Origin of the sequence: Frigoribacterium sp. NBH87, from assembly GCF_014217665.1 — a bacterium.
Lineage (GTDB): Bacteria > Actinomycetota > Actinomycetes > Actinomycetales > Microbacteriaceae > Frigoribacterium > Frigoribacterium endophyticum.
The window spans coordinates 1,878,796-1,902,608 of record NZ_CP043650.1; the positions used below are offsets into that span (position 1 = coordinate 1,878,796).

Annotated in this window: 25 protein-coding genes; 9 read left to right on the forward strand and 16 right to left on the reverse strand. The window is 74.9% G+C overall.

The annotated features are described in order from the left end of the window. Nucleotides 1–55: 55 nt before the first annotated feature. Nucleotides 56–766, forward strand: coding sequence for a GntR family transcriptional regulator (locus F1C15_RS08725; RefSeq protein ID WP_185230651.1), 711 nt, complete (start codon nt 56–58; stop codon nt 764–766). A gap of 51 nt (nt 767–817) precedes the next feature. Here F1C15_RS08725 and F1C15_RS08730 read toward each other — a convergent pair whose 3' ends face one another. After that, nucleotides 818–1,489: a GntR family transcriptional regulator gene (locus F1C15_RS08730; RefSeq protein ID WP_185230653.1), complete on the reverse strand. Its 672-nt coding sequence runs from the start codon at nt 1,487–1,489 to the stop codon at nt 818–820. A 159-nt stretch (nt 1,490–1,648) separates the two neighbouring features. On the opposite strand from F1C15_RS08730, the gene F1C15_RS08735 reads away from it, so the two are divergent. After that, nucleotides 1,649–2,134, forward strand: a complete 486-nt coding sequence (locus F1C15_RS08735; RefSeq protein ID WP_056057979.1) for a pyridoxamine 5'-phosphate oxidase family protein — start codon at nt 1,649–1,651, stop codon at nt 2,132–2,134. Nucleotides 2,135–2,167: 33 nt separating this feature from the next. On the opposite strand, the gene F1C15_RS08740 is transcribed toward F1C15_RS08735, so the two are convergent. Beyond that, a complete protein-coding gene (locus F1C15_RS08740; RefSeq protein WP_185230655.1) occupies nt 2,168–2,857 on the reverse strand; it encodes a hypothetical protein in 690 nt (229 codons plus the stop codon). Between the two features lie 128 nt (nt 2,858–2,985). Here F1C15_RS08740 and F1C15_RS08745 point away from each other — a divergent pair, with 128 nt between their 5' ends. The 5 genes from F1C15_RS08745 (at nt 2,986) to F1C15_RS08765 (ending at nt 7,590) form a co-directional block, all read left to right on the forward strand. Beyond that, nucleotides 2,986–4,011 (forward strand): 6-phosphofructokinase, encoded by a 1,026-nt coding sequence (locus tag F1C15_RS08745; RefSeq protein ID WP_056057987.1) that lies wholly within the window; start codon nt 2,986–2,988, stop codon nt 4,009–4,011. A 73-nt stretch (nt 4,012–4,084) separates the two neighbouring features. Beyond that, nucleotides 4,085–5,056, forward strand: coding sequence for an MDR family oxidoreductase (locus tag F1C15_RS08750; RefSeq protein WP_185230657.1), 972 nt, complete (start codon nt 4,085–4,087; stop codon nt 5,054–5,056). Between the two features lie 192 nt (nt 5,057–5,248). Beyond that, the gene (locus tag F1C15_RS08755; protein WP_056057993.1) at nt 5,249–5,938 is read left to right on the forward strand and encodes a GntR family transcriptional regulator; all 690 of its coding nucleotides are present in this window, start codon (nt 5,249–5,251) and stop codon (nt 5,936–5,938) included. 120 nt (nt 5,939–6,058) lie between these two features. Then, nucleotides 6,059–6,751, forward strand: coding sequence for a GntR family transcriptional regulator (locus F1C15_RS08760; protein WP_056057997.1), 693 nt, complete (start codon nt 6,059–6,061; stop codon nt 6,749–6,751). Next, the gene (locus F1C15_RS08765) at nt 6,748–7,590 is read left to right on the forward strand and encodes an ABC transporter ATP-binding protein (RefSeq protein WP_185230659.1); all 843 of its coding nucleotides are present in this window, start codon (nt 6,748–6,750) and stop codon (nt 7,588–7,590) included. Before F1C15_RS08760 ends, F1C15_RS08765 begins: the two co-directional genes overlap by 4 nt. Nucleotides 7,591–7,678: 88 nt before the next feature. Here the strand turns inward: F1C15_RS08765 and hemL are convergent, their stop codons facing one another. The 12 genes from hemL to F1C15_RS08825 all read right to left on the reverse strand — a co-directional run bounded on the left by hemL (nt 7,679) and on the right by F1C15_RS08825 (nt 18,952). Continuing rightward, on the reverse strand, nt 7,679–9,016 hold the full coding sequence (gene hemL, locus F1C15_RS08770; protein WP_185230661.1) for a glutamate-1-semialdehyde 2,1-aminomutase: 1,338 nt from the start codon (nt 9,014–9,016) through the stop codon (nt 7,679–7,681). After that, nucleotides 9,016–10,005: a porphobilinogen synthase gene (hemB, locus tag F1C15_RS08775; protein WP_185230663.1), complete on the reverse strand. Its 990-nt coding sequence runs from the start codon at nt 10,003–10,005 to the stop codon at nt 9,016–9,018. Before hemB ends, hemL begins: the two co-directional genes overlap by 1 nt. A gap of 101 nt (nt 10,006–10,106) precedes the next feature. Continuing rightward, complete coding sequence (locus tag F1C15_RS08780; RefSeq protein ID WP_056058011.1) at nt 10,107–10,910, reverse strand: uroporphyrinogen-III synthase; 804 nt, start codon at nt 10,908–10,910, stop codon at nt 10,107–10,109. After that, nucleotides 10,907–11,890 (reverse strand): hydroxymethylbilane synthase, encoded by a 984-nt coding sequence (gene hemC / locus F1C15_RS08785; RefSeq protein WP_185230664.1) that lies wholly within the window; start codon nt 11,888–11,890, stop codon nt 10,907–10,909. Before hemC ends, F1C15_RS08780 begins: the two co-directional genes overlap by 4 nt. 4 nt (nt 11,891–11,894) lie before the next feature. Beyond that, nucleotides 11,895–13,118 (reverse strand): ferrochelatase, encoded by a 1,224-nt coding sequence (locus F1C15_RS08790; protein ID WP_255465115.1) that lies wholly within the window; start codon nt 13,116–13,118, stop codon nt 11,895–11,897. Further along, nucleotides 13,115–13,921, reverse strand: coding sequence for a hydrogen peroxide-dependent heme synthase (gene hemQ, locus F1C15_RS08795; RefSeq protein ID WP_370543586.1), 807 nt, complete (start codon nt 13,919–13,921; stop codon nt 13,115–13,117). Before hemQ ends, F1C15_RS08790 begins: the two co-directional genes overlap by 4 nt. Before the next feature lie 133 nt (nt 13,922–14,054). Beyond that, complete coding sequence (locus tag F1C15_RS08800) at nt 14,055–14,318, reverse strand: DUF3618 domain-containing protein (RefSeq protein WP_056058017.1); 264 nt, start codon at nt 14,316–14,318, stop codon at nt 14,055–14,057. Nucleotides 14,319–14,455: 137 nt separating this feature from the next. Continuing rightward, nucleotides 14,456–14,911, reverse strand: coding sequence for a phage holin family protein (locus tag F1C15_RS08805; RefSeq protein ID WP_255465117.1), 456 nt, complete (start codon nt 14,909–14,911; stop codon nt 14,456–14,458). Next, nucleotides 14,908–15,159, reverse strand: a complete 252-nt coding sequence (locus tag F1C15_RS08810) for a hypothetical protein (RefSeq protein WP_056058020.1) — start codon at nt 15,157–15,159, stop codon at nt 14,908–14,910. The genes F1C15_RS08805 and F1C15_RS08810 overlap by 4 nt, the downstream gene beginning before the upstream one ends. A 158-nt stretch (nt 15,160–15,317) precedes the next feature. Further along, nucleotides 15,318–16,703: an NAD(P)/FAD-dependent oxidoreductase gene (locus tag F1C15_RS08815; RefSeq protein WP_305038465.1), complete on the reverse strand. Its 1,386-nt coding sequence runs from the start codon at nt 16,701–16,703 to the stop codon at nt 15,318–15,320. Between the two features lie 14 nt (nt 16,704–16,717). Further along, nucleotides 16,718–17,782, reverse strand: coding sequence for a uroporphyrinogen decarboxylase (hemE, locus tag F1C15_RS08820; protein WP_185230665.1), 1,065 nt, complete (start codon nt 17,780–17,782; stop codon nt 16,718–16,720). Between the two features lie 156 nt (nt 17,783–17,938). Then, the gene (locus F1C15_RS08825) at nt 17,939–18,952 is read right to left on the reverse strand and encodes an NADP-dependent oxidoreductase (protein ID WP_185230666.1); all 1,014 of its coding nucleotides are present in this window, start codon (nt 18,950–18,952) and stop codon (nt 17,939–17,941) included. A 120-nt stretch (nt 18,953–19,072) separates the two neighbouring features. Between F1C15_RS08825 and F1C15_RS08830 the strand changes: the two genes are divergently transcribed. Both F1C15_RS08830 and F1C15_RS08835 read left to right on the forward strand, forming a co-directional pair. Beyond that, on the forward strand, nt 19,073–20,356 hold the full coding sequence (locus F1C15_RS08830) for a glutamyl-tRNA reductase (RefSeq protein WP_185230667.1): 1,284 nt from the start codon (nt 19,073–19,075) through the stop codon (nt 20,354–20,356). A 92-nt stretch (nt 20,357–20,448) separates the two neighbouring features. Beyond that, a complete protein-coding gene (locus tag F1C15_RS08835) occupies nt 20,449–20,856 on the forward strand; it encodes an NUDIX domain-containing protein (protein WP_255465118.1) in 408 nt (135 codons plus the stop codon). 31 nt (nt 20,857–20,887) lie between these two features. Here the strand turns inward: F1C15_RS08835 and F1C15_RS08840 are convergent, their stop codons facing one another. Then, a complete protein-coding gene (locus tag F1C15_RS08840) occupies nt 20,888–21,811 on the reverse strand; it encodes a serine hydrolase (protein WP_185230668.1) in 924 nt (307 codons plus the stop codon). A gap of 10 nt (nt 21,812–21,821) precedes the next feature. Then, nucleotides 21,822–23,786, reverse strand: coding sequence for a M13 family metallopeptidase (locus F1C15_RS08845; protein ID WP_185230669.1), 1,965 nt, complete (start codon nt 23,784–23,786; stop codon nt 21,822–21,824). Nucleotides 23,787–23,813 lie beyond the last annotated feature (27 nt).

Genomic DNA, 23,813 nt, shown 5'->3' on the forward strand with positions numbered 1-23,813 from the left:
CGGCGCCGACATCTCACCCGCGACACGGCCGACCATGAGACGTATGATGTTCCACGTGTCCGACGACGGAGGAGCCATGCCTGTACCTGAGCGACCCACGCGCGGCCCGCGCCGACTCCTCCGCGACCTGACCTTCGAGTCGGTCCTCGGCGCGATCGTCGACGGCACGCTGCGGCCGGGCGAGCGCCTCTTCGAGGACGACATCGCGACCTGGCTGGGCGTCTCGAAGACCCCGGTGAAGGAGGCGCTGGCCCGGTTGGCGAACCAGGGCCTGGTCGAGATCGAGGCGAACCGCTTCACGCGCGTCGCGCCGGCCACGGCCGCCGACCTGCTCGACTCGCTCGAGCTGCTCGGGCTCCTGCACGGCGTCGCCGTGAGGTCCGCGGGCGACGCCGACCCGGTCGAGGTGTCGCGCCTCGCGGCCACGGTCGTCCGGGTGCTCGACCGCCCCGGGGCCACCTGCTCCGACCTGCTGGCCGCGACGGGCGCCTTCCTGCCCGTCTCGGGCAACCCCCTCGCCCGGCAGGCCTCCGAGCCGCTGCAGAACCGCACGGCCTTCCTCTCGCGGCACCTCGCGCTGCCCCTCGACTCCCCCTCGCTCGCCGCCCCCGTGGCCGAGCTGCGCCGGGCCCTCGACCACCGGGAGTGGTGCGCCGCGGGCGACGCGGTCGTGACGCTGCTCGGCCGGCGCACGCTCGAGCCGCTGCTCGGCAGCGTGCCCGCCCCCGAGCTCGTCGCGACGGGTCGCCACCGCACCTCCCGGTGACCCGGGCGCGGGCGGCCGGCCCGTCAGACCCGGGCGCGGGCGGCCGGCCCGTCAGGCCGCGACGCCCGCGACCACGCGGTCGTCGAGCCGCACCAGGGCCGCGCCCCAGGCGCCGGGCTCCCCCGCCGCGGCGGCGTGACGGGCGGCCGCGAGGCCCTGCACGAGCAGGCCCGCGTCGGCCTCGCCCCCGACCCCCGAGGCGTGGTGGTGCAGCAGGAGGCCGAGGTGCTCGAGCACCGCGCCGAGCGACCGGTTCGCCGAGAACGCGGCGAGCGCGGCGCCCACCTCGCACAGGGTGGTCGTGACCGCGGCCGCCGCCTCGGGGGCGCCGGCGCGCACCTCCCCGCACCGCGCCTCCCCCGCCTCCAGGGCTCGCACGAGGCCGGCCCGGCCCGCGGGCTCGGCCGCGGCGACGTCGGCGTCGGCGAGGGCCCAGAGGCCCCAGGTGGTGCGCACGAGGTCGGTCAGCAGCTCGGGGCGGGCCGGCGCGACGCGCGTGACCCGGGTCGAGGTCGTCTCGACCAGCCCCAGGTCGCCCAGCCGCGCGAGCGCCATGCGGATCGGGGTGCGCGAGACGCAGAGCCAGGCCGAGAGGTCGTGGTCGCGGATGCGCTCCGCCGGCTCGAACGTGCCGTCGAGGATGGCCTCGAGCAGCCGGTCGTACACCTCGTCTCGGTGCAGGCGGCGGGGGATGCGCATGGTCGTCGTGGTGGGGACCGGCACGGGGACCTCCTCGATGTACAGAACTGGAGTTCCACGGTAGGGCATGTATGCCCTCCAGCGCGAGGGGGAGGACCGAGCCGACCGGATCGGAGCCGCTCCGGGGTACGACGCGGCGGTCCCTGGGAGGGGCGGTGCGCCTCCCCGGGTACCTTCGGCGCCATGACCGAGACCAACGACATCCGCCGCGTCGCCGAGGTGCTCGACGCCGCCCGCATCGGGATCCTCACCACCCAGAGCGCGCGCCAGCGCCTCGTCAGCCGCCCGCTCGCCGTCGTCGACCGCGAGTTCGACGGCAAGGTGTACTTCTTCACGCCCGACCCCTCGCCCAAGGTCGACGACATCAAGGCGCACCCCCACGTCAACGTCGCCGTCGAGACGGGCAAGGGCTGGCTCTCGCTCGCCGGCGAGGCCTCGATCGTCAAGGACCGCGCCCTGATCGACGAGTTCTGGAGCGCGGGCACCGAGGCCTGGTTCGACCAGGGCAAGGACGACCCGACCGTCGCCCTCATCGAGGTCGACGTCGAGACGGCGGAGTACTGGGTCAGCAACGAGCCGAAGGCCGTGACCTTCCTCAAGTACGCGAAGGCCGCCGTGACCGGCGGGCACCCGCAGAACATCGCCGACACGGGCACCGTCGCCCTGTAGGAGGCGCGGTGAGGGCCGACAGCGCCGGCCCGGTCAGTCGCAGGTGACGCCGCGGCCCTGGTCGTCGACGTACTCGCCCGGCCCGAGCTGGGCGCACGTCGACGACAGCCGGGCGGCGTAGTCGAGGGCGGAGACGCCCGCGACGAGGCCGACGACGATCATGACGCTCGAGACGACGAGGCCGACGCGGGCCAGGGCGGCCGACGCCCCCGCCGCCGCGGCCCGCCGGGCGGCCACGAGGCCGAAGACGAGGCCGAGCGGGGCCGCGAAGACCCCGAAGACGACCGAGGCGACGGCGAGGCCGCGACCCTCGTCGGCGCCGTCGCGCGGCCGCGGCGGCGGGGGCCACTCGTCGTCGCCGACGGCGAAGTACGAGCCGACCCCGGGGGCGGCGGGGGCCGGCCAGGTCAGGGCGTCCTGCGCCGACGAGGCCTGCGGCGCGGCGGCCTGCGGGGGCGCGGCCTGCGGGGCCCACTGCGCCGCCGCCGTCGCGGCCGCGGGCGCGGGGAACGGCTGCGGGTGCTGCGGGAACGGCTGCGGCGACTGACCCCCGACCTGCGGGAACGGCTGACCGGCCCAGGCCTGGTCGGCCCCGCCCTGCCCGGGCGCCCCCTGCCGCGCGGGCGGGGGCTGCACCTCGGCGCGCGGCCGCTGCTCGCCGGGCGCCGGGCGGGCGAAGCGGGCCCAGGGCGACGGGGGCCGCGGGGCGGGCTGGTCGGTCATGCGCACGAGGCTAGCAACCGCGGCCGACGGCGACCCCGGCCGTCGGGGCTGCCGTCCAGCCGCGGGTGCGCCATGATGGGACCGATCTCGGCCGGCCCGACGGGCCCGACATGCGACGGAGCAGCGCGATGCGAATCGGTATCCTCACCAGCGGCGGCGACTGCCCCGGCCTGAACGCGGTCATCCGCGGGGCCGTGCTCAAGGGCACGACGATCCACGGGCAGGAGTTCGTCGGCTTCCGCGACGGCTGGCGGGGCGTCGTCGACGGCGACGTCATGCCGCTCACGCGGAAGGAGATCCAGGGCATCGCCAAGCAGGGCGGCACCATCCTGGGCACGAGCCGCACCAACCCGTTCGAGGGCGACGGCGGCGTCGCGCGCATCAGCGAGGTGATGGACCGCTTCGGCATCGACGCCATCATGGCGATCGGCGGCGAGGGCACCCTCGCGGCGGCGAAGCGCCTCACCGACGAGGGCCTGAAGATCGTCGGCGTGCCGAAGACCGTCGACAACGACCTCGGCGCCACCGACTACACGTTCGGCTTCGACACGGCCGTGCAGGTCGCCACCGACGCCATGGACCGCCTGCGCACCACGGGCGACTCGCACAGCCGCTGCATGGTGGCCGAGGTGATGGGCCGCCACGTCGGCTGGATCGCGCTGCACTCGGGCATGGCCGCCGGCGCGCACGCCATCCTCATCCCCGAGCAGGCGACGAGCATGGACCAGATCGTCGCGTGGGTGAAGGCCGCCTACGACCGCGGCCGGGCGCCGCTCGTCGTGGTCGCCGAGGGCTTCGTGCCCGACCACGAGAGCGACGCGCACTCCGAACGGGGCCTCGACGCCTTCGGGCGCCCGCGCCTCGGCGGCATCGGCGAGCGCCTCGCGCCGGTGATCGAGGAGCGCACCGGGATCGAGACGCGGGCGACGACGCTCGGCCACATCCAGCGCGGCGGCACCCCCACCTCCTACGACCGCGTGCTGGCGACCCGCCTCGGCATGGCCGCGAGCGACAGCGTGGTCGAGGGCCGCTGGGGCCGCATGGTGGCGCTGCGCGGCACCGACATCGTGCACGTCTCGTTCGAGGAGGCCCTCGACAGCCTCAAGACGGTCCCGCAGCACCGCTACGACGAGGCCGCCATCCTCTTCGGCTGAGCGACCGCCGAGGAGGCGCCCCGTCGCCGGGCGGGGAGGGCCGCGCCCCAGCCCGCGCGCGTAGCGTGTCGCCATGCGCGCCGTCGTCGTCGAGAGTGACCGCCCCGCCTCCGTGCGGGAGATCGAGCAGGAGTTCCTGGGCACGGGCGACGTCCTCGTCGACGTGGCCTGGTCGAGCCTGAACTACAAGGACGGCATGGCCCTGGCGGGCGACCCCGGCGTGGCCCGCACCCTGCCGCTCGTGCCGGGCATCGACCTCGTGGGCACCGTCGCGACCAGCGCCTCCCCCGCCGTGTCGCCGGGCGACCTGGTCGTGCTGAACGGCGCGGGCGTCGGCGAGAGCCGGCACGGCGGCTTCGCCGAGCGGGCCGTGGTCGACGCCGGCTCGCTCGTCCTCGTGCCCGAGGGCGTCTCCGCCCGCCAGGCCGCCGCGATCGGCACCGCGGGCTTCACCGCGATGCTCAGCGTGCTGCGGCTCGAGCGCGACGTCCGCCCCGGCGACGGCGAGGTCGTCGTGACCGGGGCCGCGGGAGGCGTGGGCTCGGTGGCGATCGCGCTGCTGAGCCGTCTCGGGTACTCGGTCACCGCCTCCTCGGGTCGCGTCGACGAGCTGGGCGGGTACCTGCGCGGCCTCGGCGCCACGACGGTCGTCGACCGCTCCGAGCTCGCCGAGGCCGGCCGGCCCGTGCAGCGTGCCCGCTGGGCCGGAGGGATCGACTCGGTGGGCAGCACGACGCTCGCCTCTGTGCTCGCCCAGACGCGGTGGGGCGGCACCGTGACCGCCTGCGGGCTCGCGCAGGGCGCCGACCTGCCGACCTCGGTGCTGCCGTTCATCCTCCGCGCGGTGTCGCTCGCCGGCGTCAACTCGGTCGACGCCCCGGTCGAGCTGCGCCGCGAGGCGTGGGCGAGGCTCGCGACCGACCTCGACCTCGACCTGCTCGACTCGATGACGACGGAGGTGGGCCTCTCGGAGGTCGTGGAGCTCGGGCCCCGGATCGTGGCCGGGTCGGTGCGCGGCCGGACCGTCGTCGACGTGCGCCGCTGAGCGCTCGTCACGAAGTCACGGCGTGGGCTCGCCACGGCGGCCCCGACCGTACTAAGGTCGTGTGAAGTACCGGATACCCGATACGTCCTCGTACATGGTGGTGCGACATGCGCCTCGACCGGTGACCAGGGCCCCGCCCTGGGCCGTGAGCCCGTCGCACCCCCACTCCCGCCCCCGAACAGGAGCACCCGGATGCCGATCCCCACCCTGACCGACCAGCCGCCCGCCCCCCGCCGCCTGCTGCGCGACGTCGTCTACGACAAGATGTTCGACGCGATCATCGACGGCACCCTCGAGTTCGGCGAGCGCCTCAACGACGACCAGCTGGTCGCCTGGCTCGGCGTCTCGCGCACCCCCGTCCGCGAGGCCATCGCCAAGCTCGCCGACCAGGCCCTCGTCGACATCGAGGCGAACCGGTACACGCGCATCGTCGCGCCGACCTTCGCCGAGTTCACCGACACCGTCGAGACCGGCTACCAGGTCTGGGCCCTCGTCGTCGAGCGCGGCGTGCCCGCCCTCACCAAGGAGCAGCGCAAGGAGGTGACGGCGATCCTCGACCGCCGCCTCACCGCGTTCTCGAAGCGCAAGCCCGAAGACGTCGCCGATCTCGTCCGCATGAACGAGCTCCTGCTCGACGCCTCCGGCAGCTCGTCGCTCCGTCGCCTCTGGGCGGCCACCGGGCCGCGCCTCCTGCTCGTCCTCCGTCGCCCCGCGACCGACGGGATGTACCCGTGGGAGCAGGCCGTCGAGCTGACCCGCGGCCTGCGCGACGCGGTCGCGGACGGCGACGGCGAGGCCGCGGCCCGCCTCGTCCGCGAGCAGCCGGCCTCGTTCGGCGCGTACTTCGACGAGGTCTCCGGCAGCGGCATCTACGCTGCGTGACCTCCCGGGCGGCCCTGCGACGAGCAGGGCCGCCCGACCGGCGCCGACCGGCGCCGACCCGCGCCTCCCCCGCACCACCAGCACCCCCGCACCACCAGCACCCTGCAGGAGCGAGACACCGTGCCCATCCCCGTGCCCGACGCCGTCCCCACGCCCCGACGCCTGCTGCGCGACGTCGTCTTCGACCGCCTCGTCACCGCGATCGGCGACGGCACGCTCGAGTTCGGCGAGCGACTCAACGACGACCAGCTCGTCACGTGGCTCGGCGTCAGCCGCACCCCCGTGCGCGAGGCGATCGCGAAGCTCGAGGAGCTCGGCCTGGTCGAGATCGAGGCCAACCGGTACACCCGCGTGGTGACGCCGACGGCAGAGCTCTTCGAGGACTGCTCGACCACCATCCTCGGCCTCTGGTCGCTCGCGGCGACCCGGGGCGTGGCGACGATGAGCGACGCCGACGTCGCCGAGATCACGCGCCTCGCCGAGCTGCGCCTGAGCGACGGCGTCGTCGAGACGCCCGAGTCGATCGACGCCATGTTCGCGCTCTTCGACGTGCTCATGCGCGCGGCCGGGAGCCCGACGCTGCTCGCCTGCGCCGAGCCCGTCTCACGCCTCACCACGGTGATGTTCCGCCGCCTCGCCGAGAACTCGGCATACCCCTGGCAGCTCGGTGCCTCGACGACGACCTCCGTGGCCGAGGGCGTCGCCCGGCGCGACGCCGAGGGGGTCGCCGACCTGCTGCAGCGGCAGTCGGCCGCCCTGGCCCCGTTCTTCGCGGCCGTCCGGGAGACCGGCTTCTACGCCGCGCAGGCGTGACCGAAGGCCTCGCCGACGCACCCCCCGAGCCGGTCGGCGGGGCCCCGCTCGTCCTCGCCGTCGAGCACGTGCGCGTCACCCGACAGGGCCGCGACCTGCTCGACGACGTCTCGCTGCACGTGCGCGCGGGCGAGCACTGGGCGCTGATCGGCCCGAACGGCGCCGGCAAGACGACACTGCTCACGCTCGCCGGGGCCCTCGGGCACCCCACGAGCGGCACCGTCGACGTGCTCGGCCACCGGCTCGGCCGCGTCGACCTCCGCGAGCTCCGGCAGCACGTGGGCCACGTCGACCCCCGGCACCGCGTGCTCGGCGACGCGACCGTGCGCGAGGTCGTGCTCACCGGGCTGACGGGCAGCACCGACCCCGTGGCGCGGTGGCGGCCCACCCCGGAGCAGGAGGCGCGCGCCGACCTGCTCACCGCCTCCGTCGGGCTGGAGTCGCGGCGCGAGGGGCTCTGGAGCGTCCTCTCGCAGGGTGAACGCGGCCGGGCCCTGATCGCCCGCGCGCTGCTCGTCGAGCCCGCCCTGCTCCTCCTCGACGAACCGGCCACGGGCCTCGACGTCGCCGCGCGCGAGCACCTGCTCGACACCGTCGACGCCCTGCGGCTCGCGCACCCGGAGGTCGCGTCGGTCACCGTGACCCACCACCTCGAGGACCTGCCGGCGAGCACCACCCACGCGCTGCTGCTGCGCGACGGCCGGGTGGCGGCGTCGGGCCCGGCCGACGAGGTGCTCACGTCGGAGCTCGTCTCGGCGGCCTTCGACCACCCGCTGGCGATCGACCGCGTCGACGGGCGCTGGCGGGCGCGCTCCCGGCCGCGGACGACGCCGAGGTGACCCGATCGGGGCCCTCGACCGTGGTCGGGGCCCCGATCGAGTCACCTCGACGTGCGGCGGGCGCCGCGCGCGCCGCTCGCGCCGCGCGCTACGCGGTCGCGGCGGCGGCCGCCCGCGCGGCGGCGGGCAGCGCGTCGACGATGCGCGACACGGCCGCCTCGTCGTGCGCGGCCGTCACGAACCACGCCTCGTAGACCGACGGCGGCAGCGAGACCCCGGCGTCGAGCATCGCGTGGAAGAACGGCGGGTAGCGCCAGGTGTCCTGCGCGCGCATGTCGTCGTAGTCGACCGGCGTCGTGTCGGTGAAGGCGAACGAGAAGAGCGACCCGGCGCGCTGCACCGTGTGCGCCACGCCCTCCGCCGACAGGGCCGACGAGACCTCGGCCGACAGCTGGTCCGCGAGCGAGTCGAGCTTCGCGTAGACCTCGGGGGTCGCGAGCCGCAGCGTCGCGATGCCGGCGGCCACGGCGACGGGGTTCCCGCTCAGCGTGCCCGCCTGGTAGACCGGCCCCAGCGGGGCGAGGAAGTCCATCACCTCGGCGCGGCCGCCGAGCGCGGCGAGCGGCAGGCCGCCGCCGATGACCTTGCCGAAGGTGACGAGGTCGGGCTCCCAGCCCGCGCCGTCGGGCACGACCTGGGCGGCCTCGAGGCCCCACCAGCCGGCGGGCCCGACCCGGAACCCCGTGAGCACCTCGTCGACGATCAGCAGCGCGCCGTGGCGCTTCGTGATCTCCGACAGGCCGCGGTTGAAGCCGCGCACCGGGGGCAGCACGCCCATGTTCGCCGAGGCCGCCTCGACGATGACGGCCGCGATGCGCGGCCCGTGCTCGTCGAACACGGCGCGCACGGCGTCGAGGTCGTTGTACGGCACGACGAGGGTCTGGGCGGCCGTCTCGGCGGTGATGCCCGCCGAGCCCGGCAGCGACAGGGTCGCGACGCCCGAGCCGGCCTCGGCCAGCAGCGAGTCGGAGTGCCCGTGGTAGTGCCCGGCGAACTTCACGAGCAGGTCGCGCCCGGTGTAGCCGCGGGCCAGGCGGATCGCCGTCATGGTCGCCTCGGTGCCGGTCGACACCATGCGGATCTTGCCGATCGGGTGCGCGTCGCCGACGGTCACGCGCTCGCGCACGAGCTCGGCCAGCTCGGTCTCGCCCGGGGTCGACGCCCCGAACGACAGGCCGCGCGCCGCCGCCTCCTGCACGGCCCGGACGACCTCGGGGTGGGCGTGCCCGAGGATGGCCGGGCCCCACGAGGCGACGAGGTCGACGTACTCGCGCCCCTCGGCGTCGATCACGTGGGGGCCGCGGGCTCCGACCAGGAAGCGGGGCGTGCCTCCCACGCTGCCGTAGGCGCGCACCGGCGAGTTGACCCCGCCCGGGATGGACTGCTTGGCGCGGGTGAAGTAGTGGTCGTTGCTGTGGTCGCTCATCAGAGGTGCCCCTTCCGGAGGCGCGTGGCCAGGTCGGTCGCCCAGTACGTCAGGATCGTGTCGGCTCCCGCGCGCTTGATCGACAGGACGCTCTCGTACGAGGCGGCGTCCGCGTCGATCCAGCCGTTCGCGGCGGCGGCCTGGATCATCGCGTACTCGCCGCTGATCTGGTACGCCCAGACCGGCACGGGGCTCATCGCCGCGGTCTCGGCGAGCACGTCGAGGTAGCTCATCGCGGGCTTGACCATCACGATGTCGGCCCCCTCGGCGAGGTCGAGCTCGACCTCGCGGATGCCCTCGCGGCCGTTCGCCGCGTCCTGCTGGTAGGTGCGGCGGTCGCCGACGAGGGTCGACTGCACGGCCTCGCGGAACGGGCCGTAGAACGCCGAGGCGTACTTGGCGGCGTAGGCGAGCAGCGCGGTGCCGCCGTGGCCGGCGTCGTCGAGGGCCTCGCGGGCCGAGCCGATCTGGCCGTCCATCATGCCGCTCATGCCGATCAGCTCGCTGCCGGCGTCGGCCTGCACGACCGCCATCTCGTCGTAGCGCGCGAGCGTGGCGTCGTTGTCGACCGAGCCGTCGTCGGCGAGGACGCCGCAGTGGCCGTGGTCGGTGAACTCGTCGAGGCAGAGGTCGGTCTGCACGACGAGGGCGCCGCCGGCCGCGTCGGCGGCGACGCGGGTCGCGACGTTGAGGATGCCCTGCGGGTCGGTGGCGCCCGAGCCGACGGCGTCCTTCTCGAGCGGCACGCCGAAGAGCATGACGCCGCCGACGCCGGCCTCGGCGGCCTCCTCGACGGCACGCGGGAGGCTCGCGAGGCTGTGGTGCACGACGCCCGGCATCGAGCTGATCGGCTGGGGCTCGTCGATGCCCTCGCGCACGAACATCGGCAGCACGAGGTCGGCGGGGTGCAGCCGGGTCTCGGCGACCAGGCGGCGCATGGCGGGGGTCGCGCGGAGGCGACGGGGGCGGACTCGGGGGAACTGCGACATGGTCCTTCTCGGGTGATCAGGTGCGGGGGCCGGTGCCGCGCTCGTGGCGCGGACGGACGGAGGGGCGGGAGGCGCGGGGCACGTCGTGCGCGCCCCGCGCCTCAGAGCGCCTCGTCGAGGCGCGGGGCCTCGGGCGGGGCGTCGGCCGCGAGCGCGCTCGCGTGGTCGACGACGGCCTCGACGAGCGAGGCGGCGGAGCGGGTCTCGGCGATCAGGTGCACGGGCAGCCCCGCGGCACGGGCGTCGAAGGCGGTGCGGGGGCCGATGCACGCGACGAGCGTCGACTCGGGCAGGGGCGCGAGCTGGGCCGCGATCTGCCGGGCGACGCTGCCGGAGGTGACGAGCACCACCGAGATCGAGCCGGAGGCGACGTCGGCGGCGACCTCGTCGCTGACCGGCACGCCCACGGTGCGGTAGGCCGCGACGAACTCCGCGTCGAAGCCGCGGGCCGAGAGGCCGGCGACGAGCGTCGGCTCGGCGATGTCGGACTGCGGCACGAGCACGCGGCCCGTGACGTCGGAGCCCGGCCACTCCTTGACGAGGCCGCGGGCGCTGTTGTCGCCCTCGGGCACGAAGTCGACGCGGTACCCCGACAGGGTCAGGGCAGCGGCCGTCGTCTCGCCGACGGCGGCGATGCGCGTCTCGGCCGGCGGGCGGATGCCGTGGCCGACCAGCACGTCGACGGTGGTGGCGCTCGTGACGACGAGCCACTCGTAGACGCCGGCCTGCAGCCGGGCGAGGGCCGCCGCGAGCAGCTCGGGCGTCTCGGCCGGGGCGAAGTTGATCAGCGGCGCGATGACGGGCGAGGCGCCGAACGAGCGCAGCGACGCCGAGACGCCGTCGCCCCACTTGCCCCCGCGGGGCACGAGCACGCGGGCGCCCTTCAGCGGCTTGCCGGCGGTCACGAGGCGCTCCCGACCGGGTCGCCGCCGCCGGGGCCCTCGCCGAGCGGGGCGAGGTCGGCGGCGCCGAGCTCGAGCAGCTCGGTGACGACTCGGCCAGCGACCTCGTGCACGTCGACGAGCTGGTCGGCGAGCGAGCCGCCCTCCAGCGAGACGGCGTGCGAGGCGCTGACGTGGGCGCCGCCGTCGGGCCGGTAGACCGTGGCGCTGAGCAGGAGCAGGCCGGCGTCGACGACCGCGGTGGCGCCGATCGGCGCCGAGCAGCCGGCCTCGAGCGCGGCGAGCACCTGGCGCTCGGCGGTGACGACGAGACGCGTCTCGCGGTGGTCGACGGCCCGGAGCGCACGGGCGAGGTCCGGGTCGGGGTCGCCCTCGCGCACCTCGACGGCGAGCGCGCCCTGGCCGGGGGCGCTCGGCCACGGGCCGAGGCCGAGGAAGTCGGTGACCTGGTCGAGGCGGCCGAGACGGCCGAGGCCGGCCGCGGAGAGCACGACGGCGTCGAGGTCGTCGGTCACCCGGCGGAGGCGCGTGTCGACGTTGCCGCGGATGGGCACGACCTCGAGGTCGGGCCGTGCCGACAGCAGCTGTGCGACCCGGCGGGGCGAGCCGGTGCCGACCCGGGCGCCCTGCGGCAGGGTCTCGAGGGTCAGGCCGTCGCGGGCGCAGAGCGCGTCGCGGGCGTCGGCGCGGCCCGGGATCGCCCCGATCACGAGGCCCGGGTGGGAGGCGGTGGGCAGGTCCTTGAGGGAGTGCACCAGCACGTCGCACTCGTCGGCGAGCAGCGCCGCGCGCAGGGCGCTGGCGAAGACGCCCGTGCCGCCGAGCGACAGCGACTCGCCGGTCGCCTGGGTGCGGTCGCCCTCGGTGTGGACGCGCACGAGCTCGACGTCGTGGCCGGTGGCCTCCGCGAGCCGCTCGGCGATCGTCGTCGACTGCGCGACGGCGAGGGCGCTGGCCCGCGTTCCTACTCGGAGGGTGGTCACGTCGCTACGGCACCAATCCCGAGACGGCGGGCTTGAAGCCGAGGCGCACGTTCTCGCAGCAGCCCGGCCGGCAGACGTCGTACCAGGGGCCGATGTCGGTGAGGTGCGGGCGGTCCTCCGCCGGGACGCCCTCGACGCGCTCGAGCACGAGGTCGACGAGGCCGGTGACGTAGTTCGGGTCGATGCCGGGGGTGGGCGTGCGCGTGGCCCAGAAGCCGTTCTTCTCGCTCGTCTCCAGCGCCTCCTCGTCGAGGTCCCACATGACCTCCATGTGGTCGCTCACGAAGCCGAGGGGCACGATGACGACGGCCCGCGTCGGGCCGCCGGCGAGGTCGTCGATGGCGTCGTTGATGTCGGGCTCCAGCCACGGCATCGAGGGCGGGCCGCTGCGCGACTGGTAGACGAGCTGCCAGGGCACGGTCGTCCCTCCCTCGGCGGGGGCCTCGAGGCCAAGGCCCGCCTCGGCGGCGGCCATGACGACCTCCGCGACGGCCTTGTGCTGGGCGGCGTAGGCGCCCTCCTCGTCGAAGCCGCGCGCCTGGGGGCCGCTCTTCGCCGCGTCGGTCGACGGGATGGAGTGGGTGGCGAACAGCACCTGCACCTCGGTCGCGAGGTCGAGGCCCTCGTTCTCGGCCCGGGCCTTCTCGAGGCCCTCGCGGACGCCGTCGATGAAGGGCTGGACGAAGCCGGGGTGGTCGAAGAACTGGCGCACCTTGTCGATCATGACCTTGCCCTCGAGGCCGGTCGCCTCGAGCGCCATCGCGAAGTCCTCGCGGTACTGGCGGCACGAGCTGTACGACGAGTAGGCGCTGGTGGCGACGGCGATCAGCTTCGTGAAGCCGCGCTCGTCGGCCTCGCGCACGGCGTCGGCCATGTAGGGGTCCCAGTTGCGGTTGCCCCAGATCACGGGCAGGTCGACGCCACGGCGGGCCAGCTCGCCCTCCAGCGCGACCTTCAGCTCGCGGTTGTGCTGGTTGATCGGGCTCACGCCGCCGAAGTGGCGGTAGTGGGTCGCGACCTCCTCGAGGCGCTCCTCGGGGATGCCCCGGCCGCGCGTGACGTTGCGGAGGAAGGGGATGACGTCGTCCTGGCCCTCGGGCCCGCCGAAGCCGGCCAGCAGGATGGCGTCGTACTCGGTGGGCTCGCTCACGTGCTCGGGGCCCTGGGCGGCCGCGGGGGTGGCGGCGCGCACGAGCTGGCCGTTGGTGATGCCGGTGGTGTCAGTCACGACAGGACCTCGATGATCTCGGTGGTGGTGAGGCGGCGGCCCGTGTAGAACGGCACCTCTTCGCGGACGTGGCGGCGGGCCTCCGTGTAGCGGAGGTCGCGCATGAGGTCGACGAGCTGCACGAGCTCGGGAGCCTCGAGCGCGAGGATCCACTCGTAGTCGCCGAGCGAGAAGCTCGCCACGGTGTTGGTGAGGACGGCGCGGTGGGCGGCGCCCTGCTTGCCGTGGTCGGCGAGCATCTGGCGACGCTCCTCCTCCGGCAGCAGGTACCACTCGTAGCTGCGCACGAACGGGTAGACGGTGAGCCAGGCCTCGGGCTCCGCGCCCCGCATGAAGGCGGGGCTGTGGCTGCGCGAGAACTCAGCCTGGCGGTGCATGCCCATGGCGTTCCAGGTCGGCAGCAGGCCGCCGAGCACGTCGGTGCGGAGGAGGCGGCGGTACGCCGACTGGATCGCCTCGGGGACCTCGCCGTGCAGCCAGATCATCAGGTCGGCGTCGGCGCGGAGCGCGCTCACGTCGTAGAAGCCGCGGACGACGACGCCCTCGCCGGCGAGCTCGGCCACGAGCTCGTCGAGCTGCGGGACGTCGTCGAGGTCGGGGGCGTAGGGGTTCTGCGGGTCGCGACGCAGCACGGCCCAGAGCGTGTAGCCGAGGGTCTCGGCGGGCTGGTCGCCGGGGGTGCCCTCGGGCGACGGGGCCGGGCCGGAGTCGGCGGTGCGGGGGTGGGTCGGCTCACCCGTGAGGGCGGCGGGGGAATCAGACGTCGGCAGCTCGGGGACTGGCGCGTCGGCGCTGGGACTCATGCTCATCATTCTCCTCCCGCCACGGCTGGGAACCCAACCAGGTAGCAGCACGTCGAGGCATCTGCGGCGACGCCCCCGGCCCGGGGGCGGAGGGCGTCGCGACCGGCGCTGCCGGCGGGGAGGGCGGAGGGGCTCAGCGGCGCTTCACCGCGGCGACGACGACGCCCGCGAGGGCCAGGGCGGCGGCGCCGGCCCCGGCGAGCCAGGGGGTGCGGTCGCGCTCGAACGACGCCTTGGCGCGGTGGCCGGCGGCCCCGAGCTGCTTCGGCACGTTGAGCTTGTCCTCCAGCTCGTTGAGCGTGGCGGCGAGCTCGGCGCGGGTGCGGTCGACGCGGGCCTGGATGTCGTCCGCGTCGGTGCGGTCGGCCTTGCTGCTGTCGTTCTTGCTGTCGCTCACGAGGACTCCGTTCGGTGCGGGCGGTGCGGGGATGCGGTGCTGGTGCTGGTGCTGGTGCTGGTGCTGCTCGGTGCGGGGTGCCGCACCGGTGCTGGTGCCGGTGCGGCGCTGTCGGTCCGGGCGGGGGCCCGGCCGGGTCAGCGGTCGGTGAGGTCGGCGCGCGGGATCGAGCCCACGCCCTTGATCGCCTTGAGGTCGCGCTTGAGGCTCGCGATCGTCTTCTCGGGCACCGCGGGCAGGCCCTTCTTGATGCTCTTGTAGCCGAGGAAGGCCAGCAGCGCGGCGACGAGCAGCAGCACGAACGCGACGATGAGCGCCGAGAGCCAGCCCGGCAGCCAGATGGCGATGAGCAGCACGATGCCGGTCAGGAGCACGCCGAGCATGGCGAACACGAACACGAGGGCGCCGACGAGGAAGCCGGCGCCGATGCCGAAGGCCTTGAGGGTGCCGATGACCTCGTACTTGAGCAGGGCGAGCTCGCCCTTGACGAGGTCGGTGACCAGCGTCGGGACGTCCTGCACGAGGGCGAAGAACGACCGCTTGGACGCCTTCCCCCCGTGCCGCACCCCGGCGCTCCGGGTGGAGTCGGTCACTTCTTCTTCTTCCCGCCGCCGAAGGCGCGCGTGACGAGGAACTTGACCCCCTCGACGACCGCGTCGACGGCGTCGGCGGCCTTCGCGCCCGCGAAGTCCTCCGCCTTGACGACCTGGCGCTGCACGGCGCGGCTGTGCCACACCTTCGACGTCTTGTCGGCGATCTGGTCGTAGCGGTCGTGCCCGGCGCGCGCGCCCAGCACGAACCCGAGTGCTGCTCCGGCGACGAAGATCAGTTTGCCTCGCATGTCGCTCCATTCGATGTCGTCCGCGCGCGGACGAGTGCCCGGCGCGTGGGTCCAATGTAGCCCGGGGCCGCACCGAGATGCCCGGACGGGCATGCCGACCCGCCGGGCGGGGACAGCGCGCCCGCGGTGGAGGGAGCGGCGGGCCGCGCTCCGGGTCGTCAGCCCTCGAGCAGCTCCGCGGCGGCGCGACGCGACCGGGCGATCACGGCGGCGAGCCCCCGGCCGGCCACGGCACCGCCGACGCGCACGACGCCGTCGAGGGGCGAGGGGGAGGCGGGGGGCGCCTCCTGGGGGAGGGGAGCGTCCCAGACGACCCGGGCGGTGCCCTCGACCGAGCGCTCGTCGAGGTCGACGCCGAGCAGGGCCGACGCGTCGGCCAGCGCGGTGCGGCGCAGCTCGTCGTCGGGGGTGCCCGCGTCGACCACGGGCGAGTCGTAGCTGAGCCGGAGGACGTGACGACCCGCCGCGGCCTCGGCGAGCCAGGGCCACTTGACGGTGCCGTGGGTGAGCGCCTTCGCGCGGACCCCGACGGCGCCCGGCGCGACGAGCACGCCGGTGCCCCGCGGCCCGACGTCGAGCCGGTCGTCGCGGAGCACGATCGTGGCGAGGGTGATCAGGCCGGGCTCGGGGGCGCGGCGGCCGGCGAGCGCCCGGGCGGCGCCGTCGCCGACGGCGAGCAGCACGTGGGGAGCGTCGAGGCGCTCGCGCGTGGCCAGGGTCACCGAGCGGGAGTCGACCGCGGCGACGGGGGCGTCGACGCGGACGTCGACGCCGAGGCGGTCGAGGTCGGCGACGAGGGCGTCGACGAGGCGGGCCATGCCGCCGCGGAGGCCGGCCACGGCCGAGCCCGCCGGCGCGAGGGCACGGACGCTGCGGACGGCGGCGGCCAGCGAGCCCTCGTCGCGCAGCGCGCGCCGCAGGGTCGGCGCGACCCGGTCGACCGGCAGCGCGTCGGGGTGGACGGAGTGGACGCCGCCGACGATCGGCGCGACGAGCCGGTCGAGCACCGCGCTGCCCATCCGGGCGCGCACGAAGGGCCCGACCATCACCTCGTCGGCCCCGACCTCGCCGGGGGCGGAGTCGAGCCGGGCGGCCTCGGCCGCGGCCTCCTCGCCGATGACGGCCACGACGTCGGCTGCACCGAGGTCGCCCGGCACGCCGAGCAGGCCGGTGCGCGGCAGCGGGAACGCCTCGCCCGCGCCGTGCTGCACCCACGCGCCGCGGGGGTCGGGCAGCACGACGTCGTCGCCGAGGCCGAGCTCGTCGAGGAACGCCGCGACCGTGCCGCCCTTGGTCGCGAAGCTCTCCGCGCCGGCGTCGAGGTCGATGCCCGCGACGGTGTGGCGCGCGACCTCGCCGCCGAGGCGGGGGGCGCCCTCGACGAGCACGACCCGCCGGCCCGCGAGCGCGAGGTCACGGGCGGCGACCAGCCCGGCCACTCCCCCGCCGACCACGACGACGTCGCCCGCGGCCGGCGCCTCCGAGGAGGCGCGGGTCGCGGCCCCGGAGCCCTCGGCCCCGGGTGCGCTGGTCGCGTCGGTCACGGTCTCGCGCCTCCTCAGAGGGTGTGGGCCAGCTCGACGATGCGCGTCAGCACGTCGGGGTCGGTGTCGGGGTTCACCCCGTGGCCGAGGTTGAGCACGTGGGCGGGGGCGGCGCGGCCGCGGCGGACGACGTCGCGGACGTGCGCCTCGAGCACCGGCCAGGGCGCCTGGAGCATCGCGGGGTCGATGTTGCCCTGCACGGGCACGTCGCCGCCGAGGCGCCGCGACGCCTCGTCGAGCGGGATCCGCCAGTCGACGCCGACGGCGCCCACGCCGATGCCGTGCATCGCGCTGAGCACCTCGCCGCTGCCGACGCCGAAGTGGATCGTCGGCACGTCGAGGTCGGCGACGTGCGAGAGCGCCCGGGCCGAGAACGGGGCCACGCGCTGCTCGTAGTCGGCGAGCGAGAGACTGCCGACCCATGAGTCGAAGAGCTGGGCGGCGCTGGCGCCGGCGAGCACCTGGGCGCGCAGGAAGGCCCCCGTGACGTCCGCAGCCCAGGTGAGCAGCGCCTCCCACGTCTCCGGGTCGCTGTGCATGAGGGTGCGGGCCCGGATGTGGTCCTTCGACGGGCCGCCCTCGACGAGGTAGGCCGCGAGCGTGAACGGGGCGCCGGCGAAACCGATCAGGGGGGTGTCGCCCAGCTCGGCGACGGTGCGGGCGACGCCCTCGGCGATCGACGACAGGGCGTCGGGCTCGAGGGGGCGGAGGGCCGCGACGTCGGCGGGGGTGCGGATCGGCGACTCGAGCACCGGGCCGCGGCCGGGGACGATGTCGACCGCGACGCCCGCGAGCTTGATCGGCACGACGATGTCGCTGAAGAAGATGCCGGCGTCGACGCCGTGGCGGCGGACGGGCTGGAGCGTGATCTCGCTCGACAGCGCGGGGTCGAGGCAGGCGTCGAGCATCTTCGTGCCGACGCGCAGCTCGCGGTACTCGGGCAGCGACCGGCCGGCCTGGCGCATGAACCAGACGGGGAGGCGGTCGGGGCGGTCGCCGCGGAGGGCGCGCACCAGCGGCGAGCCGCTCGTGAGGCCGGAGCTGAGGGGGTGCTGGTCGGGCAGGGTCACGTGCTCCATCCTCGCACCCGGGCGCTGGGCGGCCGGCGGGGGCCGCTCGACGTCGAGGCGCCGCCGCGCCGCGCGGCGCCCGCGGCGCCGACGAGGCGACCCGACCAGGGCCCCGGCGAGCGCCGAGGCCCCGGATCGCGTCACCTCGACGGCCGGAGGCGCGGGTCAGCCGACGCGGACCACCATCTTGCCGACGTTCTCGCCGCGCATCAGGCCGGTGAACGCGTCGAACGCCGAGTCGATGCCGTCGACGACGGTCTCGTCGTGGACGACCTCCCCGTCGGCCAGCCACGGGCCCATCTCGGCCTGGAAGGCGGGTGCGACGTGGCGGTAGTTGCCGAGCGTGAAGCCCTGCATCGTGAGGCCGCGCGTGACCATGTTGGTCATGTTGGTGATGCCGACGGGGGCGCCGGTCGCGTTGTAGTTCGCGATCGAGCCGCAGAGCGCTGCCCGGCCGCCGTCCTTGAAGGCGCCCAGCGCGGCCGACAGGTGGTCGCCTCCCACGTTGTCGAAGTAGACGTCGATGCCCTCGGGCGCGGCCTCGGCCAGCAGCTCGGCGACGTCGCCCGTCTTGTAGTTGAAGGCCGCGTCGAAGCCGTACTTCGAGGTGAGGAGCGCCACCTTCTCGTCGCTGCCCGCGCTGCCGACGACGCGCGAGGCGCCCTTGAGGCGGGCGATCTGGCCGACCATCGTGCCGACGGCGCCGGCCGCGCCGGAGACGAAGACGACGTCGCCCTCGCGGATGTGGGCGATCTCGGTGAGGCCGACGTAGGCGGTCAGGCCGGTGAGGCCGAGCACGCCGAGGTACGCCGAGAGCGAGACGCCCTCGGTCGGCTGCACGGCGCGGAAGCCCGCGGCCGGGCCCTGGGCGACGTCGCGCCAGCCCAGGTCGTGCAGCACCACGGTGCCGACCGGCAGGTCGTCGCTGCGCGACTCGACGACCTCGCCGACGGCGCCGCCGGTCATGGTCTCGTCGAGCGCGAAGGGCGGCACGTACGACTTCACGTCGTTCATGCGGCCGCGCATGTACGGGTCGACCGAGAGGAAGGCGTTCTGCACGCGGACCTCGCCGTCGGCGAGCTCGGGCAGCTCGACCTCGACGCGGCGGACGTCGTCGGCGGTGGGCTCCCCGACCGGGCGGGCGGCGAGCTGCCACTGGGTGCTGGTGGTGGTGGTCATGGTCCTCCTCGTGGTGCACTGTGTTGCATTCGGCAACGATCATGGCCCCCGAACCCGAGCATCTTCTCGACGTCGAGTCAACGCCCAGCCGAAACAGCCGATCAGAGTTAGGATCGCTCAGTGCTCATCTGCCTCACGGCGTCCCACCAGAACGCCAGTTTCGACTTCCTCGAGAAGCTGAGCATCGGCGCACCCTCGGCGGCGAGCACCCTGGTCGACGGCAGCGACTTCGTCAGCGGGGCCGTCGTGCTCGCGACCTGCAACCGCTTCGAGGCCTACCTCGACGTCGACGAGCCCCTCACCGCCGCCAGCGCCGTGGCCGTCGAGGCCACCATCAGCACGATGAGCGAGGCCAGCGGCGTCGACCCCGACGAGATGCGCGACACCGTGCGCGTCATCACGGGCGACGAGGTTGTCGAGCACCTCTTCGCCGTCTCGAGCGGCCTCGAGTCCGTCGTCATCGGTGAGGACGAGATCTCCGGCCAGGTGCGCCGCGCCCTCGAGCGCGCCCGCGAGGTCGGCACGACGTCGTCCGACCTCGAGCGTCTCTTCCAGAAGGCCTCGCACACGTCGCGCGGCGTCAAGAACCGCACGAACGTCGGAGGCGCGGGTCGGTCGCTCGTGCGCCTCGCCCTCGAGCTGGCCTCCTCCCGCGTCACGGACTGGGCCCACGCCCGCGTGCTCATCGTGGGCACCGGCCAGTACGCCGCCACCACGGTCACCGCCCTCCGCGACCGCGGCGCCGGCGACCTCGCCGTGTTCTCGTCGTCGGGCCGCGCCTCCTGGTTCGGGCTGAAGCACGACCTCCGCCCCTTCGACGACCTGGCCGAGGCCATCGCCTGGAGCGACGTGCTCGTCACCTGCACGACCACGACGACCCCGGTCGTCGTGCCCGAGGTCGTCGACGCCTCGCGTCGCCTCGTCATCGACCTCGGCCTGCCGCGCAACGTCGACCCGTTGGTCGCCACGGTGCCGGGGGTCGAGCTGCTCGACCTCGAGACGATCAGCCTGCACGCCCCGTTGACGCAGCTCACCGCCGCCGACGACGCCCGAGCCATGGTCTCCGACGCCGCCGCCGAGTTCCAGGCCGTCGCCGCCGAGCAGTCGCTGACCCCGGCCGTCGTGGCGCTGCGCAAGCACGTCTTCGACCTGCTCGACTCCGAGATCGAGCGTGCCCGGTCGCGCGGCGACTCCTCCGACCGCACCGAGGCCGCCCTGCGCCACCTGGCCGGCGTGCTGCTGCACACCCCGTCGGTGCGAGCCCGCGAGCTCGCCCGAGAGGGCCGCGGCGAGGACTTCCGCGACGGCCTCGAGGCCCTCTTCGGCCTCACCGACACGCGGGCGGCCGCCGCGCCGCGCCCGCTGCGGTCCGTCGACGACGTGCCCCGCGCCTCCGCCGGCTGAACCGGCCGCCCGAGGGTCGAGTGGCCACGCCGTGCCGCTCCCCCGCCGACCAGCAGCCGACCGTGACCGCTCGACGCGGGAGGATGGGCACCATGGAGCCCCTCGTCGTCAGCGCGCTGGTGCTGGTCCGTGATCGCCGCCTCCTCATGGTCACCGCCCGGGGGCGCGACGTGCTGTACCTGCCCGGCGGCAAGCGGGAGGCGGGCGAGACCGGCGAGGACGCCCTCGCCCGCGAGACCCGCGAGGAGGTCGGCCTCGAGCTCGACCCCGCGAGCGTCCGCGAGCTGACGACGGTCAGCACCCAGGCGCACGGCGAGCCCGACGGGCGCATCGTGCACATGACCCTCTACGCGGCCGAGCCGCTGTCGAGCAGCCCGCCCGCGACTCCCTCGGCGGAGGTGGGCTCGCTGCACTGGGTCACGACGGCCGACGCCGACCGCTGCCCGCCCGCCGGCGTCGAGACGCTGCGCGTCGTCGCCGGGCTCGGGCTCATCGACTGACCCCTGGCCGGTCGGGCGCAGGCGCCCCGGCTCAGTGCACGTGCTCCAGCAGGTCGGTGCCGAGTGAGCGCAGCGCGTCCACCACGCGGAGGCGGCGGGCCAGCGTGAGGTCGTCGAACGCCACGGTCACGGCGTACGCCACCCCGTGGGCCGGGCCGCGCAGCACGCCGAGCTCGGAGCGCGTCCCCGGTGAGACCCCCACCGTGTTGACGAGCTGCAGGCCGTGGTCGAACCGGCGGTGCGACACCGGGTCGAGGCCGAACGACCCGGCCACGAGCGAGAGGTCGACGCCGAGCGACAGCCAGCCGAGCACGCGGCTCGAGACCGCCTCGTCGACGACCTCGCCGTGCGTCAGGCGGGTCATCAGCCCGACGAGCTCGACCGCCGTGCCGACGGCGAGGGCCGGGGCGTCGTCCGGGCCGCGCTCGGCGCGCACCTCGTCGAGCAGGGCCGTGCGCACCAGGCCGAGGCCGTCGGCGCGGGCTCGCACGGCGTCGAGGCCGACCCTCCCCACGAGCGCGTTCACGGCCGCGGGGTCGCGCAGCGCGCCGACCAGCGCCGCCGCGTCGGTCACGGCGAGGGCCCGACGCTGCAGGTACGACCAGACCCCTCCGCCGCCGAGCGCGGCTCGGTCGCCGGGGCCGGCCAGGCGCTCGAGCTCGTCGAGGGCGCCGAGACGGCCCGACTCGATCTGCGCGCTGACCTCGACGAGCAGCAGCAGGGCGCCGACCTGGGCGACCGGCAGGGCGACCGTCTCGTCGACGCTCAGCAGGTCGTCGCCGCCGTCGAGGTCGCGCACGGCCACCGAGACCGACGCGCCCTCCACGGCGAGCTCGCCGAGCGTCGTGAACGACCGGCCGAACGACTCGGGCGCACGGGAGCCACCGTGGCGCGCACCGGCGCCACGGTCGCCTCCCCGGCGGTCGCGACGACCGCCTCCTGCACCCTCCGTCACCCGCGCGGGGCTACCAGATCGTGACGCGCTCGGCCTCGGGCAGCCAGAGGCGGTCGCCCTCGGTCACGTCGAACGCCGCGTAGAACTCGTCGATGTTGCGGACGATCTGGTTGCAGCGGAACTCGTTCGGCGAGTGCGGGTCGATCGACAGGAGGCGGATCGCCTCCTCGTCACGGATGGCGATCTGCCAGGCCTGGGCCCAGCTGAGGAAGAAGCGCTGCGCGCCGGTCAGGCCGTCGACGACCGGCGCCTCCTCGCCGCCCAGCGAGAGGAGGTACGCGTCGTAGGCGATCGACAGGCCGCCGAGGTCGCCGATGTTCTCGCCGATCGTGAGGGCGCCGTTGACGTGGTGGCCGGGCACCTGCGCGGGCTCGAGCGCGTCGTACTGCGCGATCAGCGACGAGGTGAGGGCCTCGAAGGCCTCCCGGTCGGCGGCCGTCCACCAGTCGGTCAGGCGGCCGTCGCCGTCGTACTTCGAGCCCTGGTCGTCGAAGCCGTGGCCGATCTCGTGGCCGATCACCGCACCGATGGCCCCGTAGTTCGCGGCGGCGTCGCGGGTCTCGTCGAAGAACGGGAACTGCAGGATGGCCGCGGGGAAGACGATCTCGTTGAAGCCGGGGTTGTAGTACGCGTTGATCGTCTGGGGCGTCATGAACCACTCGTCGCGGTCGATCGGCGAGCCGATCTTGGCCAGCTCGCGGTCGAACCCGACGACGGCCTGCGAGCGCACGTTGCCGATCAGGTCGCTCGCGTCGACCTCGAGGGCCGAGTAGTCGCGCCACTTCACCGGGTAGCCGATCTTCGGGGTGAACTTGTCGAGCTTCTCGAGCGCGCGCTGCCGGGTCTCGTCGGTCATCCACGAGAGCTGCGTGATGCTCTGGCGGTAGGCCTCGACGAGGTTCGCGACCAGGTCGTCCATCGCGGTCTTCGCCGCCGGCGCGAAGTGCCGCTCGACGTAGATGCGGCCGACGGCCTCGCCCATCGCGCCCTCGACGAACGAGACGCCGCGCTTCCAGCGCGCCCGCTGGACGGGGGTGCCGGTCAGCGTGCGGCCGTAGAAGTCGAAGTTCGCCTCGACGAAGTCGGACGAGAGGTACGCGGCGAACGAGCGGACGACCTGCCAGCTCAGCCAGTCGCGCCACTCGGGCAGCCGCTCGTCGACGAGCAGGCCGGCGAGGCCGGAGACGAACGAGGGCTCGCGCACGACGACCTCGTCGAAGGTGCCGGCCGGCGCCTGCACCGCGTCGCGCCAGACCGCAAGGTCGACCCCCGCCGCCGAGGCCGCGAGCTCCGACCACGGCTGCAGGTTGTAGGTGGCGTCGCTGTCGCGGGTCGCGACGTTGCTCCAGTGGTGCGTGGCCAGCTCGGTCTCGAGCGCCACGACGCGGGCGGCACGGCCGGCGGCGCCGTCGAGCCCGGCCAGGCCGAGCATGGTCTCGACGAAGGCGACGTACGCCGTGCGGACGGACTCGAACTTCTCCTCCCGGTAGTACGACTCGTCGGGCAGGCCGAGGCCGCCCTGCTCGAGGAAGACGACGTAGCGCTCGGGGTCGCCCGGGTCGTTGTCGACGAAGAGCTGCACGAAGCTCGCGACGCCCTGCTTCTCGAAGCTGCCGACCAGGCGCAGCAGGTCGGGCACGTCGCCGACCTGCTCGACCTGCTCGAGCAGCGGGCGGAGCGGGGCCGCGCCCAGCGCCTCCACCCGGCCCTCGTCGAGGAAGCTCGTGAACAGGTCGCCGACCTTGCGGGCCTCGGTGCCCGGCTCGGCCTCCTGCGACTCGTGGATGATGTCGCGGACGGCGGCCTCGGCCTCCTCGGCCAGGACGAGGAAGGAGCCGTAGCGCGCCTTGTCGTCGGGGATCTCGGTGCGGGCGATCCAGCGGCCGTTCACGTGGCGGAACAGGTCGTCCTGCGGGCGCACCGCGGGGTCGAGGTCGTCGGTGGTGATGCCGGAGGTCAGCGCGTCGCTCGTCATGCCCGTCAGCCTAGGTGAGGCCCCCGA

Coding starts and splice junctions, on each gene's coding strand:
- F1C15_RS08735 (WP_056057979.1), top strand. CDS start 1,649: ATGACCGAGACCAACGACATCCGCCGCGTCGCCGAGGTGCTCGACGCC.
- F1C15_RS08740 (WP_185230655.1), bottom strand. CDS start 2,857: ATGACCGACCAGCCCGCCCCGCGGCCCCCGTCGCCCTGGGCCCGCTTC.
- F1C15_RS08745 (WP_056057987.1), top strand. CDS start 2,986: ATGCGAATCGGTATCCTCACCAGCGGCGGCGACTGCCCCGGCCTGAAC.
- F1C15_RS08750 (WP_185230657.1), top strand. CDS start 4,085: ATGCGCGCCGTCGTCGTCGAGAGTGACCGCCCCGCCTCCGTGCGGGAG.
- F1C15_RS08755 (WP_056057993.1), top strand. CDS start 5,249: ATGCCGATCCCCACCCTGACCGACCAGCCGCCCGCCCCCCGCCGCCTG.
- hemL (WP_185230661.1), bottom strand. CDS start 9,016: ATGAGCGACCACAGCAACGACCACTACTTCACCCGCGCCAAGCAGTCC.
- hemB (WP_185230663.1), bottom strand. CDS start 10,005: ATGTCGCAGTTCCCCCGAGTCCGCCCCCGTCGCCTCCGCGCGACCCCC.
- hemQ (WP_370543586.1), bottom strand. CDS start 13,921: ATGAGTCCCAGCGCCGACGCGCCAGTCCCCGAGCTGCCGACGTCTGAT.
- F1C15_RS08810 (WP_056058020.1), bottom strand. CDS start 15,159: ATGCGAGGCAAACTGATCTTCGTCGCCGGAGCAGCACTCGGGTTCGTG.
- hemE (WP_185230665.1), bottom strand. CDS start 17,782: ATGGAGCACGTGACCCTGCCCGACCAGCACCCCCTCAGCTCCGGCCTC.
- F1C15_RS08825 (WP_185230666.1), bottom strand. CDS start 18,952: ATGACCACCACCACCAGCACCCAGTGGCAGCTCGCCGCCCGCCCGGTC.
- F1C15_RS08835 (WP_255465118.1), top strand. CDS start 20,449: ATGGAGCCCCTCGTCGTCAGCGCGCTGGTGCTGGTCCGTGATCGCCGC.
- F1C15_RS08845 (WP_185230669.1), bottom strand. CDS start 23,786: ATGACGAGCGACGCGCTGACCTCCGGCATCACCACCGACGACCTCGAC.